This window comes from Stutzerimonas chloritidismutans AW-1 (assembly GCF_000495915.1).
GTDB classification, from domain to species: domain Bacteria; phylum Pseudomonadota; class Gammaproteobacteria; order Pseudomonadales; family Pseudomonadaceae; genus Stutzerimonas; species Stutzerimonas chloritidismutans.
Genome location: NZ_AOFQ01000017.1, coordinates 152,937 through 165,783, shown reverse-complemented (window position 1 = coordinate 165,783; position 12,847 = coordinate 152,937). Strand labels below are relative to the sequence as shown.

General features: G+C 64.8%; 10 protein-coding genes. 5 read left to right on the top strand and 5 right to left on the bottom strand.

What is annotated here, in order from left to right; genetic code table 11:
• Window positions 1–24: 24 nt before the first annotated feature.
• From F753_RS31525 to glnK, 3 genes are all read right to left on the bottom strand, one after another.
• Window positions 25–1,275, bottom strand: coding sequence for an ammonium transporter (locus F753_RS31525; protein WP_014821768.1), 1,251 nt, complete (start codon window positions 1,273–1,275; stop codon window positions 25–27).
• Window positions 1,276–1,398: 123 nt separating this feature from the next.
• Window positions 1,399–2,715 carry an ammonium transporter gene (locus tag F753_RS31520; RefSeq protein ID WP_031297358.1) on the bottom strand — a complete coding sequence of 439 codons (1,317 nt, stop codon included), beginning with the start codon at window positions 2,713–2,715 and terminating at the stop codon, window positions 1,399–1,401.
• A 38-nt stretch (window positions 2,716–2,753) separates the two neighbouring features.
• Window positions 2,754–3,092, bottom strand: coding sequence for a P-II family nitrogen regulator (gene glnK / locus F753_RS0124730; RefSeq protein WP_003096476.1), 339 nt, complete (start codon window positions 3,090–3,092; stop codon window positions 2,754–2,756).
• A gap of 398 nt (window positions 3,093–3,490) precedes the next feature.
• Here glnK and F753_RS31515 point away from each other — a divergent pair, with 398 nt between their 5' ends.
• The 3 genes from F753_RS31515 to F753_RS31505 all read left to right on the top strand — a co-directional run bounded on the left by F753_RS31515 (window position 3,491) and on the right by F753_RS31505 (window position 7,390).
• Window positions 3,491–3,751: an accessory factor UbiK family protein gene (locus F753_RS31515; RefSeq protein ID WP_013981620.1), complete on the top strand. Its 261-nt coding sequence runs from the start codon at window positions 3,491–3,493 to the stop codon at window positions 3,749–3,751.
• 37 nt (window positions 3,752–3,788) lie between these two features.
• A complete protein-coding gene (locus tag F753_RS31510; protein WP_023444606.1) occupies window positions 3,789–5,285 on the top strand; it encodes a YifB family Mg chelatase-like AAA ATPase in 1,497 nt (498 codons plus the stop codon).
• Between the two features lie 131 nt (window positions 5,286–5,416).
• Window positions 5,417–7,390: a BCCT family transporter gene (locus tag F753_RS31505; RefSeq protein WP_014821771.1), complete on the top strand. Its 1,974-nt coding sequence runs from the start codon at window positions 5,417–5,419 to the stop codon at window positions 7,388–7,390.
• A gap of 39 nt (window positions 7,391–7,429) precedes the next feature.
• Here the strand turns inward: F753_RS31505 and F753_RS31500 are convergent, their stop codons facing one another.
• Window positions 7,430–9,067: a putative bifunctional diguanylate cyclase/phosphodiesterase gene (locus F753_RS31500; protein ID WP_023444605.1), complete on the bottom strand. Its 1,638-nt coding sequence runs from the start codon at window positions 9,065–9,067 to the stop codon at window positions 7,430–7,432.
• A gap of 246 nt (window positions 9,068–9,313) precedes the next feature.
• Here F753_RS31500 and rep point away from each other — a divergent pair, with 246 nt between their 5' ends.
• Together rep and trhA are read left to right on the top strand one after the other, a co-directional pair.
• Complete coding sequence (gene rep, locus F753_RS31495; protein WP_023444604.1) at window positions 9,314–11,323, top strand: DNA helicase Rep; 2,010 nt, start codon at window positions 9,314–9,316, stop codon at window positions 11,321–11,323.
• Window positions 11,324–11,419: 96 nt separating this feature from the next.
• On the top strand, window positions 11,420–12,037 hold the full coding sequence (trhA, locus tag F753_RS31490) for a PAQR family membrane homeostasis protein TrhA (protein WP_023444602.1): 618 nt from the start codon (window positions 11,420–11,422) through the stop codon (window positions 12,035–12,037).
• On the opposite strand, the gene F753_RS31485 is transcribed toward trhA, so the two are convergent.
• Complete coding sequence (locus F753_RS31485) at window positions 12,025–12,819, bottom strand: IclR family transcriptional regulator (protein ID WP_023444601.1); 795 nt, start codon at window positions 12,817–12,819, stop codon at window positions 12,025–12,027. The genes trhA and F753_RS31485 overlap by 13 nt on opposite strands.
• Window positions 12,820–12,847 lie beyond the last annotated feature (28 nt).

Here is a 12,847-nt window from a genome sequence, read left to right as displayed (position 1 = left end):
CCCTTGTCATGAACCAGCGAATCGTTACTGGCGAGTGAACTCCGGATAGGCTTCCAGACCGCACTCGACGACGTCCACGCCCTCGTATTCCTCTTCCTCGCTGACACGCAGGCCCATCACCGCCTTGATGATGCCCCAGACGATCAGGCTGGCGATGAACACCCAGAGGAAGATCGACACCAGACCCAGCAGCTGGGCACCGAAGGTGGCATCGGCGTTGGTCAGCGGCACGGCCAGCAGGCCCCACATGCCGGCAACACCGTGCACGGAGATGGCACCGACCGGGTCATCGAGCTTGAGCTTGTCCAGGCCAAGGATGCTGAACACCACCAGCACACCACCCACGCCGCCGATCAGGGTCGCCTGCAGAGCGCTCGGGGTCAGCGGTTCGGCAGTGATCGCCACCAGACCGGCCAGCGCGCCGTTGAGCACCATGGTCAGGTCGGACTTGCCGAACAGCAGACGCGCGGTGATCAGCGCGGCGATCAGGCCGCCTGCAGCGCCCATGTTGGTGTTGACGAAGACCTGAGCGACGGCATTGGCGTCTTCGATGGTGCTCATCTTCAGCTGCGAGCCACCGTTGAAGCCGAACCAGCCCATCCACAGGATGAAGGCACCGAGGGTCGCCAGCGGCATGTTGGCACCGGGGATGGCGTTGATCTGACCGTTCGCACCGTACTTGCCCTTACGCGGACCAAGCAGCAGCACACCCGCCAGAGCAGCCGCCGCACCGGCCATGTGTACGATGCCCGAGCCGGCGAAGTCGAGGAAGCCCGCCGCGTCGAGGAAACCGCCGCCCCACTTCCAGAAGCCCTGAACCGGATAGATGAAGCCGGTCATCACCACCGCGAAGGCGATGAACGCCCACAGCTTCATGCGCTCGGCCACCGCACCGGAAACCACCGACATGCAGGTCGCGGCGAACACGATCTGGAAGAAGAAGTCGGCACGCGCGGAGTAGTAAGGCGCGTCCTCACCACCGGCAGCGACCACGTCGACGGCGTTCTCGTCGCCGATCAGGAAGCCCAGGCTCGGCAGGATGCCGCCGTCCGGGCTGGAATACATGATGTAGTAGCCGACCAGCAGATACATGATCGACGCCAGCGCGTAGAGCACGATGTTCTTGGTGAGGATCTCGGCGGTGTTCTTCGCCCGGACCAGACCGGCTTCGAGCATGGCGAAACCTGCCGCCATCCACATCACCAGCGCTCCGCAGATCACGAAGTAGAAGGTATCGAGTCCGTACTGGACGGGTATCAATGCAGTGCTATCCATGTTTCACCTCTTGCTGTCGCGCTTTGTGCGCTGTTCGGTCCACAGGCCATCGCATGCCGCGTCGATGGCCGGTGCCGCTTTTCGGATTGGCCCCGGGGTTGGCTCCGGGGTGCCCTGAATGGATTACAGGTTGTAGCCACGCTCGTTATGCAGGCTGAGGTCGAGGCCGATGGTCTCCTGCTCCTCGTTCACCCGCAGGCCCATCACCAGATCGATCGCCTTGAGGATCAGGTAGGTGGCGATGCCGGTGTACACCACGGTGAACAGCACGCCCTTGAACTGAATCCACAGCTGCAGGCCGATGTTCTCCACTTCGCCGAAGCCACCCAGCATGGGTGCCGCGAAGATGCCGGTGAGCAACGCACCGACTATGCCGCCGATGCCGTGCACACCGAAGGCGTCCAGCGAATCGTCGTAGCCGAGTTTGCGTTTCAGGCTGGTGGCGCAGAAGAAGCAGACCACTCCGGATACCAGGCCGATGACCAGAGCGCCCATCGGGCCCACTGTGCCGGCAGCCGGCGTGATGGCGACCAGACCGGCAACCACGCCGGAGGCGATGCCCAGCGCGCTGGGTTTGCCGTGGCCGATCCACTCGGCGAACATCCAGCCCAGCGCCGCAGCGGCAGTTGCGATCTGCGTCACCAGCATGGCCATGCCCGCGGTGCCGTTGGCGGCGATGGCCGAGCCCGCATTGAAGCCGAACCAGCCGACCCAGAGCATTGCGGCACCGACCAGGGTCAGGCCCAGGTTGTGCGGCGCCATCGGCGTGGTCGGATAGCCCTTGCGCTTGCCCAGCACCAGGCAGGCCACCAGGCCGGCGATACCAGCGTTGATGTGCACCACGGTGCCGCCAGCGAAATCGAGCACGCCCCAATCCCACATCAGGCCGCCGTCGCCGCCCCAGACCATGTGCGCGATCGGCGCGTAGACCAAGGTGAACCAGACGCCCATGAACACCAGCATCGCGGAGAACTTCATGCGTTCGGCGAAGGCGCCGACGATGAGCGCCGGGGTGATGATGGCGAAGGTCATCTGGAAGGTGATGAACACGCTTTCAGGGAAGGCGCCGACCAGGCTGTCGGGCGTCAGACCGCTGAGGAAGGCACGGTCCAGGCCACCGACGAAGGAATTGAAGTTGGTGACCCCAGCTTCCATACCGGTGGTGTCGAACGCGAGGCTGTAGCCGTAGACCATCCAGAGGATGCTCATCAGGCCGGTGACCGCAAAGCACTGCATCATCACCGAGAGAATGTTCTTCGAGCGGACCATGCCGCCGTAGAACAGCGCCAGCCCAGGGATGGTCATGAACAGCACCAGCGCAGTGGCCGTCAGCATCCATGCCGTGTCGCCTGAATCCAGCGTTGCCTCCTGCGCCAGGGCCAGGCCTGGACTTATCAGAGACAAAAGGGCTCCTAGCCCTGCGAATTTTCGCAGAGTCATGGTTTTACTCCTGGGGCGTGGGGGTTCGGAGGTGCTGCTTAAATCGCGTCGGTATCGGTTTCGCCGGTACGGATGCGGATGGCCTGTTCCAGGTTGACCACGAAGATCTTGCCGTCGCCGATCTTGCCGGTGTTGGCTGCCTTGGTGATGGCCTCGATCACGCGATCGAGCTGATCGTCAGCGATGGCCACGTCGATCTTTACCTTCGGCAGGAAGTCGACGACGTATTCGGCACCGCGATACAACTCGGTGTGGCCCTTCTGGCGACCGAAGCCTTTGACTTCGGTTACGGTGATGCCCTGTACGCCAATTTCCGACAGCGACTCGCGCACGTCGTCCAGCTTGAACGGCTTGATGATGGCAGTGACTAGTTTCATGAAAACTTCTCCCGTTTTAGGTGGACTTGCCCCAGAAGTACGAACCCGGCTCAAGTCTAAGCTCAGTGTCTGGCTCTTGTAACGCTCCGGCTGTAGCCGGTCCGCAGTCCGACACCACCAACCTCTCCGACAAAGCGTCGCGAATCACCGATGCACCGCAACCCGTTGGTGCATGCGTCGCTGGGGACAAAGCAGAATCAGTGCCAGCTTTACGCAATGCCCGTTTTTACGGGGTGCGCACGGATGGAACGGATGCCCGACGGACGGTAGCGGCCAGAACACGCACAATATTGGTGCGCGCATGCACCAGCAGCTGCTCATTTTTTGTGCACGCCCCCTGAGAAAGAGCGGAAAAAGCCCGTGCTACACTGCGCCCGGTTCAACCACAGGTGTTTTCAATGTTGCCGCCAAAAGCTTTCCTAGATGCCATCGGCTCCCAGGCCTCGCGCCTGTTCAACGGCGAGACGCCGCTGCCGCGTGGCGAGTTCGAAGCCCAGCTCAAGGGTGTGGTCCAGGGCGCACTGAACAAGCTCGACGTGGTCAGCCGCGACGAATTCGACAGCCAGATGGTGGTGCTAGCCCGCACCCGCGCGCGCCTGGAGGCGCTCGAAGCCAAGGTTGCCGAACTGGAAGAAAAGCTCACGCCGCCCGCGTCCTGATAGACCGGGCCGGCGACACGATCAAAGGAGTGATCGGATGTCCCTGGCCATAGTTCATAGCCGCGCGCAGATTGGCGTCGAAGCGCCGTCAGTGACCGTCGAAGCACATCTGGCCAACGGCCTGCCGGCACTGACCCTGGTCGGCCTGCCGGAAACCGCGGTCAAGGAAAGCAAGGATCGCGTGCGCAGCGCCATTCTCACCTCCGGCTTCGATTTTCCCGCTCGACGCATCACCCTCAACCTCGCCCCCGCCGACCTGCCAAAGGACGGCGGCCGCTTCGACCTGTCCATTGCCCTGGGCATCCTCGCCGCCAGCGGTCAGCTGCCGGCCGAGCGGCTCGACAACCTGGAATGCCTCGGCGAACTGGCACTGTCCGGCGCCTTGCGCCCGGTCCAGGGAGTCCTGCCGGCTGCCCTCGCCGCTCGAGCGGCAGGGCGCGCGCTGCTGGTGCCACGGGCCAACGCCGAGGAAGCCAGCCTGGCCTCGGGGCTCACCGTCTATGCCGCCGAGCACTTGCTCGAGGTCGCTGCGCACTTCAACGGCATCACGCCGCTCGAACCCTATGTGGCCCAGGGCCTGCTACGACAGATTCAGCCTTACCCCGACCTGGCCGACGTGCAAGGTCAGCAGGCGGCCAAGCGCGGGCTACTGATCGCCGCGGCTGGCGCGCACAACCTGCTGTTTTCCGGCCCGCCAGGCACCGGCAAGACGCTGCTGGCCAGCCGCCTGCCCGGTCTCTTGCCGCCGCTGGACGAACAGGAGGCGCTGGAAGTGGCCGCCATCCATTCGGTGGCCAGCCACAGCCCTCTCGAGCATTGGCCGCAACGGCCCTTTCGGCAGCCCCATCACAGTGCATCCGGCCCGGCGCTGGTCGGTGGCGGCAGTCGTCCGCAGCCGGGGGAGATCACCCTGGCGCATCAGGGCGTGCTGTTTCTCGACGAGCTGCCGGAATTCGACCGCAAGGTGCTCGAGGTCTTGCGTGAGCCACTGGAGTCGGGGCGTATCGTCATCGCTCGGGCCCGCGACAAGGTGCGTTTTCCGGCGCGTTTCCAGCTGGTGGCGGCGATGAATCCCTGCCCCTGTGGCTACCTCGGTGATCCCAACGGGCGCTGCCGCTGCACGCCGGACCAGATCCAGCGCTATCGCAACAAGCTCTCCGGCCCGCTGCTCGACCGCATCGACCTGCATTTGACCGTGGCGCGCGAGGCGACGGCCCTCAACGCGCCGCTGCAGACGGGCCAGAGCAGTGCCGTGCTCGCCGCCCAGGTAGCCCAGGCGCGGCAGCTGCAACTCGCCCGTCAGGGCTGCGCCAACGCCTTTCTCGACCTCGCCGGATTGCGCAGCCATTGCCAGCTCGGCACCGAGGATCAGGCCTGGCTGGAGCGCGCCTGCGAACGCCTGGCGCTGTCGCTGCGCGCCGCGCACCGCCTGCTCAAGGTGGCGCGCACCCTCGCCGATCTGGAACAGGCCGAGCGAATCAGCCGCCAGCACCTCGCCGAAGCCCTGCAGTACCGGCCCGGCAGTCAAGGCTGAGCCTGCTCTAGCACGGGCTTCGGGTCGCATCGATCAGCGGCGGACAACGGGCATCCTTTGCGGTCTGTGTTAAGTTGGATGGCTTTCGCCACAGGCGGCCACTCCCCAGAAACAACCCGAAGGAGCGCAGCATGGAGGCAAAACAGCCCTCGTCGTCCCACCTCAACGCCCCGGTCTTCTACGGCTCGGCGGTCATAATCCTGGCGCTGGTGATCTACAGCGTCGCTTTCCAGAGCCATGCGCAAACGCTGTTTGGCGATACCCAGGCCTGGATCATCGCCAACGTCAGCTGGCTCTACATCCTCGCCGTAGCACTCATCCTGCTCATGGTGGTGCTGCTGGCGTTCAGTCGTTACGGCGACATCAAGCTCGGGCCGGATCACAGCGAACCGGATTACAGCGCCCTGACCTGGTTCGCCATGCTGTTCTCCGCCGGCATGGGCATCGGCCTGATGTTCTTCGGCGTCGCCGAGCCGGTGATGCACTTCCTCTCACCGCCGGTGGGCGAAGGCGGCACCAGCGCGGCCGCCTATGAGGCGATGAAGATCACCTTCTTCCACTGGGGCCTGCATGCCTGGGCGATCTACGCCATCGTGGCGATGATCCTGGCCTACTTCGCCTACCGCCACGGCCTGCCGCTCACCCTGCGTTCGGCGCTCTACCCGCTGATCGGCGAGCGCATCTATGGGCCGATCGGGCATGCCGTGGACATCTTCGCCATCATCGGCACGGTGCTCGGGGTCGCCACCTCACTGGGCCTCGGCGTCACCCAGATCAACACCGGGCTGAATCACCTGTACGGCCTGCCGGTATCCGTGCCGGTGCAGATCGGCCTGATCATCGCCACCACGCTGCTGGCGACGATTTCGGTAGTCACCGGCCTGGACAAGGGCGTGCGCCGGCTGTCGGAGCTGAACCTGACGCTAGCGGCGCTGCTGTTGCTGATGGTGCTGATCGCGGGGCCGACGGTGTTCATCCTGCAGACTTTCGTGCAGAACACCGGCAGCTACCTGTCGGACATCGTCAACAAGACCTTCAACCTCTATGCCTACGAGCCGAACGACTGGATCGGCGGCTGGACGCTGTTCTACTGGGGCTGGTGGCTGGCCTGGTCGCCCTTCGTCGGCCTGTTCATCGCGCGCATCTCGCGCGGCCGGACGATTCGCGAGTTCGTCACCGGCGTGCTGCTGGTGCCGACCGCATTCACCCTGTTGTGGATGACCGTGTTCGGCGACACCGCGATCCACATGATCCTCTGGGAACACGTCTCCAGCCTTGGTGAAGCCATCGAGCAGGACAGTTCGCTGGCCCTGTTCGCCTTCCTCGAGCACTTCCCCTTCTCGGGCTTCATCTCGCTGATCGCGATCATCATGGTGGTGGTGTTCTTCGTCACCTCGGCGGACTCCGGCGCGTTGGTGGTGGACATGCTCGCCTCCGGCGGCCAGCAAGGCACTCCGGTCTGGCAACGCATCTTCTGGGCCGCATCCATGGGTGGGGTGGCCATCGCGCTGCTGCTCGCCGATGGCCTGACCGCGCTGCAGACGGCGACCATCGCCAGCGCCCTGCCCTTCACCATCGCGCTGCTGTGTTCGATGTGGGGTCTGCTCAAGGCGCTGCGCCTGGATGCCACGAAGCAGGGGCTGCGCTACCAGGCCCTGAGCACCTCGCCCAGCGCACCGCGCAGTGCCGGTGGCTGGCAACGTCGCCTGCGTACGCTGATGCTGTTCCCGCGACGCGCCCATGTGGTGCGCTTCATCACCGAAGTGGTGCGTCCGGCCTACGAGGACATCGCCGAGGAAATGCGCAAGCAGGGCTATGCGGTGGACATCAGCGAAGGTGATGATCGTCGCTTGCGCTTCGAGATCACCCACGAAGGCGAGCCAGACTTCATCTACGAAGTGCGCCCGCGGGCCTACGCCATGCCGAGCTTCGTCGCCACCAGCGAGGACGACGAGCGCGAGGAGCGCAAGTACTTCCGCGCCGAGGTGCATCTCAAGGAAGGCGGCCAGGATTATGACGTGATGGGCTGGAGCCGCGAGGATGTCATCAGTGACATCCTCGGCCAGTACGAGAAGCACATGCACTTCCTGCACATGGTTCGCTGAAGCCGAGCTGCGTCCTGGCGCCGGCCAGGACGCGGTCGATCAGTGTGCCAGGCCGGCTGCCAGTCGCTCGGCGCTCATGAAATGCAGCAGCTCGGCCAGCGGCAACGGCTGGCTGACCAGATAGCCCTGCACCTGCTGCGCGCCGAACTGGCGCAGCAGCTCGAGCTGCTCGGTGGTCTCGACACCCTCGGCCACCACATCCAGATCGAGGTTGTGCGCCAGGCCGACCATCGCCTGCACCAGCTGCGACTTCTCGGGCCGCACGACCATGCCGGCGACAAAGCTCTTGTCGATCTTCAGCAGGGTGATCGGCAGGCTGGACAGGTGCACGAACGACGAGAAGCCGGTGCCGAAATCGTCCAGCGAAAAGCGCACGCCGAGCTCGCCCAGCGCATGCATGGCGCTCTGCACCTGCTCGCTGCGGCGCATCACCGCGGTTTCGGTGAGTTCGAATTCCAGCCAGTGCGGGTCGATGCCGCGCTCGTCGATCAGCCGGTTGAGCGTCGGCAGCAACTGACTGTCCTGAAACTGGCGGAACGACAGGTTGATCGCCATGTGCAGTGAATCCGCGCCGCCCTCATGCAGGCTTTGCAGATCGCGCAGCGCGCGGGCGATCACCCAGTAGCCGAGCGGCACGATCAGGCCGCTCTCCTCAGCCATGGGAATGAAGGCATCCGGCCCCAGCAGCCCTCTTTCCGGGTGCAGCCAGCGCACCAGTGCCTCCAGTCCGACGATGCGCCCGCTTTCCAGGCACAGCCTCGGCTGGTAGTGCAGCTCCAGCTCACCGCGACGCAACGCACGGCGCAGCTCGCCTTCCTGATCGGCGAGGCTGCGCGCGCTGCGGCTGACCTGTTCATCGTAGAAACACCAGGTGCAACCCTGGGCCGCCTTGGCCTGGCGCATGGCGATCTGCGCGTGCCAGAGCAGCGGATCGGCGTCGATCCCCTCGCTGGCACGCGCCAGTCCGACGCTGCAGCCCAGCATCAGGCTCTCGCCCTCCACCCAGTAAGGCTCCGCCAGTGCTTCGACGATGCGATCGGCGACCGCCACAGCGCGCTCCGGATCGTTGCGGGTATCGAGCAGCAGGGCGAACTCGTCGCCGCCCAGCCGCGCCAGCATGTCGCCGACCTCCAGCTGCGCCTTGAGCCGCGCCACCACCTGCAGGATCAGGCGATCCCCGGCCTGGTGGCCGAGGGCATCGTTGACGTGGCGGAAGTTGTCGAGATCGAGATAGCCAAGCACCAGGTCCTGTTCCTGATGCTCGGCCAGGGCATCGAACAGCAGCGCCTGGAAGCCCTGGCGGTTGACGATGCCGGTATGCGGGTCCTGCTCGGCCAGCCTTTGCAAGGTTCCCTGCAGGTTGCAGCGCTCGCGCACGTAGCGCAGGCAGCGGCGCAACACCTCGGCACTGAGCTGGTCGCCCACCAGCCAGTCGACCGCGCCTTCCGGCATCTGCGTCGGTTCGTCGTCGAGCAGCAGGATCAGCGGCCAGGGGAAGCGTTCGGCGAGCGCCTGGCATTCCGGTGTCGCCAGCAGCAGGCAGGGCGTTTCCAGATACGCACTGGCCGTGTCCCAATCCGCCGCAATGATCAGCCGTTCCTTGCTGTGCGAGCCCTGCAGGCAGGCGCGCAGCCGCTCGGCCCATTCGGGTCGATCAGCCAACAGCAACAGCGGCATGGATTGAGCGGGCGCTGGCAAGCGGCCTCCGGACTCGGTGATTTGCAAGACGGGCGCTACACGCCCGATTTCCCGCACAGCCCTATGCAAACGCCCTGCCTCCTGCAGCGCGCACAAGACTAATCCATTATTTCGATCAGCCAAGCCCCAACTGCGACGATCGGTGATTTATTGAACCTGCAACGGGCCAGCATCGGCGCGGCAGCCTGTTAAACTCCCGCCCCCGCTTCGAATGACCTGAACACCATGTCCCGACTCAACCCTCGGCAGCAGGAAGCCGTGAACTACGTCGGCGGCCCACTTCTGGTGCTCGCCGGTGCCGGCTCCGGCAAGACCAGCGTGATCACCCGCAAGATCGCCTATCTGGTGCAGCATTGCGGCATCCAGGCCCGCCACATCGTCGCCATGACCTTCACCAACAAGGCCGCGCGCGAGATGAAGGAGCGTGTCGGCAGCCTGCTCAAGGGCGCCGAGGCACGCGGCCTGACCGTGTCCACCTTCCACAACCTGGGCATGAACATCATCCGCAAGGAATACGCACGGATGGGCTACAAGCCCGGCTTCTCGATCTTCGATGACGGCGACATCAAGGCGCTGCTCACCGACATCATGCAGAAGGAATATTCCGGGGACGATGGTGCCGACGAAATCAAGAACTACATCGACAGCTGGAAGAACGACCTGATCCTGCCCGACGAAGCCCTGGCCAACGCACGCAACCCCAAGGAGCAGACCGCCGCCATCGTCTATCTGCACTACCAGCGCACGCTCAAGGCGTACAACGCGGTGGACTTCAACGACCTGATCCTGCTGCCGGTGAAACTCTTCCAGGAGCACGCCGACATCCTGGAGAAATGGCAGAACCGCATCCGCTACCTGCTGGTGGACGAATACCAGGACACCAACGCCAGCCAGTACCTGCTGGTCAAATTGCTGGTCGGCATGCGCAACCAGTTCACCGTGGTCGGTGACGACGACCAGTCGATCTACGCCTGGCGCGGCGCGCGTCCGGAAAACCTGATGCTGCTGAAGGAGGACTACCCCTCACTGAAGGTGGTGATGCTGGAGCAGAACTACCGCTCCACCAGCCGAATCCTCAAGTGCGCCAACATCCTCATCGCCAACAACCCGCACGTGTTCGAGAAGCAGCTGTGGTCGGAGATGGGCCACGGCGACGAGATCCGCGTGATCCGCACGCGCAACGAGGACGCCGAGTGCGAGCGCGTGGCGCTTGAAATCCTCACCGAACACCTGCGTACTCAGCGCCCCTACAGCGACTTCGCCATCCTCTACCGCGGCAACTACCAGGCCAAGCTGATGGAGCTGAAGCTGCAGCACCACCAGATTCCCTATCGCCTGTCCGGCGGCACCAGCTTCTTCGCCCGCCAGGAGGTGAAGGACCTGATGAGCTACTTCCGCCTGCTGGTCAACCCGGACGACGACAACGCCTTCCTGCGGGTGATCAACGTGCCGCGCCGCGAGATCGGCTCTACCACCCTGGAGAAGCTCGGCAACTACGCCAGCGAGCGCGGCATCAGCATGTACGCCGCCGCTGACGAGATCGGCCTCGGCGCGCATCTGGACGGCCGCTACGCCGAGCGCCTGGCGCGCTTCAAGCACTGGATGGACAACGTGCGCCAGCAGTGCGTGGTCAACGAGCCGATCGCCGCCATCCGCAGCATGGTGATGGACATCGACTACGAGAACTGGCTGCGCCAGAACGCCTCCAGCGACAAGGTGGCCGACGCACGCATGGGCAACGTCTGGTTCCTCGTCGACGCGCTGAAAAACACGCTGGATAAGGACGAAGACGGCGACATGACCATCGAGGACGCCATCGGCAAGCTGGTGCTGCGCGACATGCTCGAACGTCAGCAGGAAGAGGAAGAAGGTGCCGAAGGCGTGCAGATGATGACCATGCACGCCTCCAAGGGCCTGGAATTTCCCTCGGTGTACATCATCGGCTTCGAGGAGGAGATTCTGCCGCACCGTTCCAGCATCGAGGCCGACACCATCGAGGAAGAGCGGCGCCTGGCCTATGTCGGCATCACCCGTGCCAAGCGCAACCTGGCGCTGACCTTTGCCGCCAAGCGCAAGCAGTACGGCGAGGTGATCGACTGCACGCCGAGCCGCTTCCTCGACGAGCTACCGCCGGAGGACCTGGTCTGGGAAGGCCAGGAAGACGCGCCGGTGGAGGTCAAGGCCGCGCGCGGCAACGACGCCCTGGCGGCGATGCGGGCGATGCTCAAGCGCTGATCGCAGCGCCTGGGTTCGAGGAGCGTTCAACGCCGGTTTGTATCCCGTCACCTAACCGCGGCATGCTTGGCCGATCGCGGTTTCTGGAGGGATTCGATGTACCACGGTGAACGCTTCAATGCCTGGACGCATCTGGTCGGTGCACTGCTGGCCTGTCTGGGCGCCATCTGGCTGCTGGTGCTGGCGGCGCTCGACGGCGAGCTGGCGAAGATCGTCAGTGCAGCGATCTACGGCCTCAGCCTGATCCTGCTCTACAGCATCTCGACGCTGTACCACAGCCTGCGCGGGCGGGCGAAGGTGGTCATGCGCAAGCTCGATCACCTGTCGATCTATCTGCTGATCGCCGGCAGCTACACGCCGTTCTGTCTGGTCACCCTGGCCGGGCCCTGGGGCTGGACGCTGTTCGGCATCGTCTGGGGCCTGGCGGTGATCGGCATGCTGCAGGAGATCAAGCCGCGCTCCGAGGCGCGGGTGCTGTCACTGGTAATCTACGCGGTGATGGGCTGGATCGTGCTGGTGGCAGTCAAGCCGCTGCTGGCGGCGCTCGGCGGTGCCGGCTTCGCCTGGCTGCTGGCCGGCGGCATCTGCTACACGGTGGGCATCGTGTTCTTCGTCTTCGACGACCGTTTTCGGCACTGGCATGGGATCTGGCACATCTTCGTGATGGTCGGCAGCCTGCTGCACTTCATCGCCATTCTGTTCTACGTGCTCTGATCGGCCTCCAGCGCCGCCGCGCTGCCGAGCACCGCCTCCAGCTCGCTCGCCGCGGCGCGCAGCCGTGGCACGAACTCCAGCAGCTGCGCCATCGAGCAGCGAATCACCGGCGCATGGCTGAACAGGCAGGCCAGCAGCTCGCCGTCGGCATCACGCACCGGCACCGCACAGGCGACCATGCCGTCGATGAACTCCTCGGAGTCGGTGCCCAGCTGCTCTTCCCGCACCCGCGCCAGGTCGTCACGCAGCGCGCTGAGGTCGGTCAGGGTATTGCGCGCCATACGTTGCAGCGGCAGGCGCGGCAGCACCCGCTCCAGTTGCTCCGGCGGCAGCGAGGCGAGGTAGAGCTTGCCGCTGGCGGTGCACCAGAGCGGCGTGTGGCTGCCGATGGGCAGATTGATCTGCAGCGGCCAGTTGGTCTGCACCCGGTCGAAATAGAGCATGTCCAGCCCATCCGGGATGGCCAGCCCGCAGGTTTCACCGATGGCTTCGGAGAGCTGGCGCAGGATCGCCTGGCGCAGCGCCTTGTGCCGGCTGCTGCGCAGGATGTTCAGCGCCGCAACGTGCAGGCGCTCGCCCGGCAACAGCCCACCGCGCAGGCCGAACTGCAGGAAGCCTTCCTTTTCCAGCGTCTGCACCAGCCGGTGCGCGCTGGCCTTGGGAATGTCCAGCCGTTCGGCCAGGGCCGTCGGGCTGAGCGGCTCCTTCGCCGCAGCAACCGCCTCGATGATTTCCAGCACGCGGGTGATGGAGGAGCCTTTCTCGCGGGGAATGCTGCGCATCGTCTGCCTTGTCGTTCAATGAGCTGAG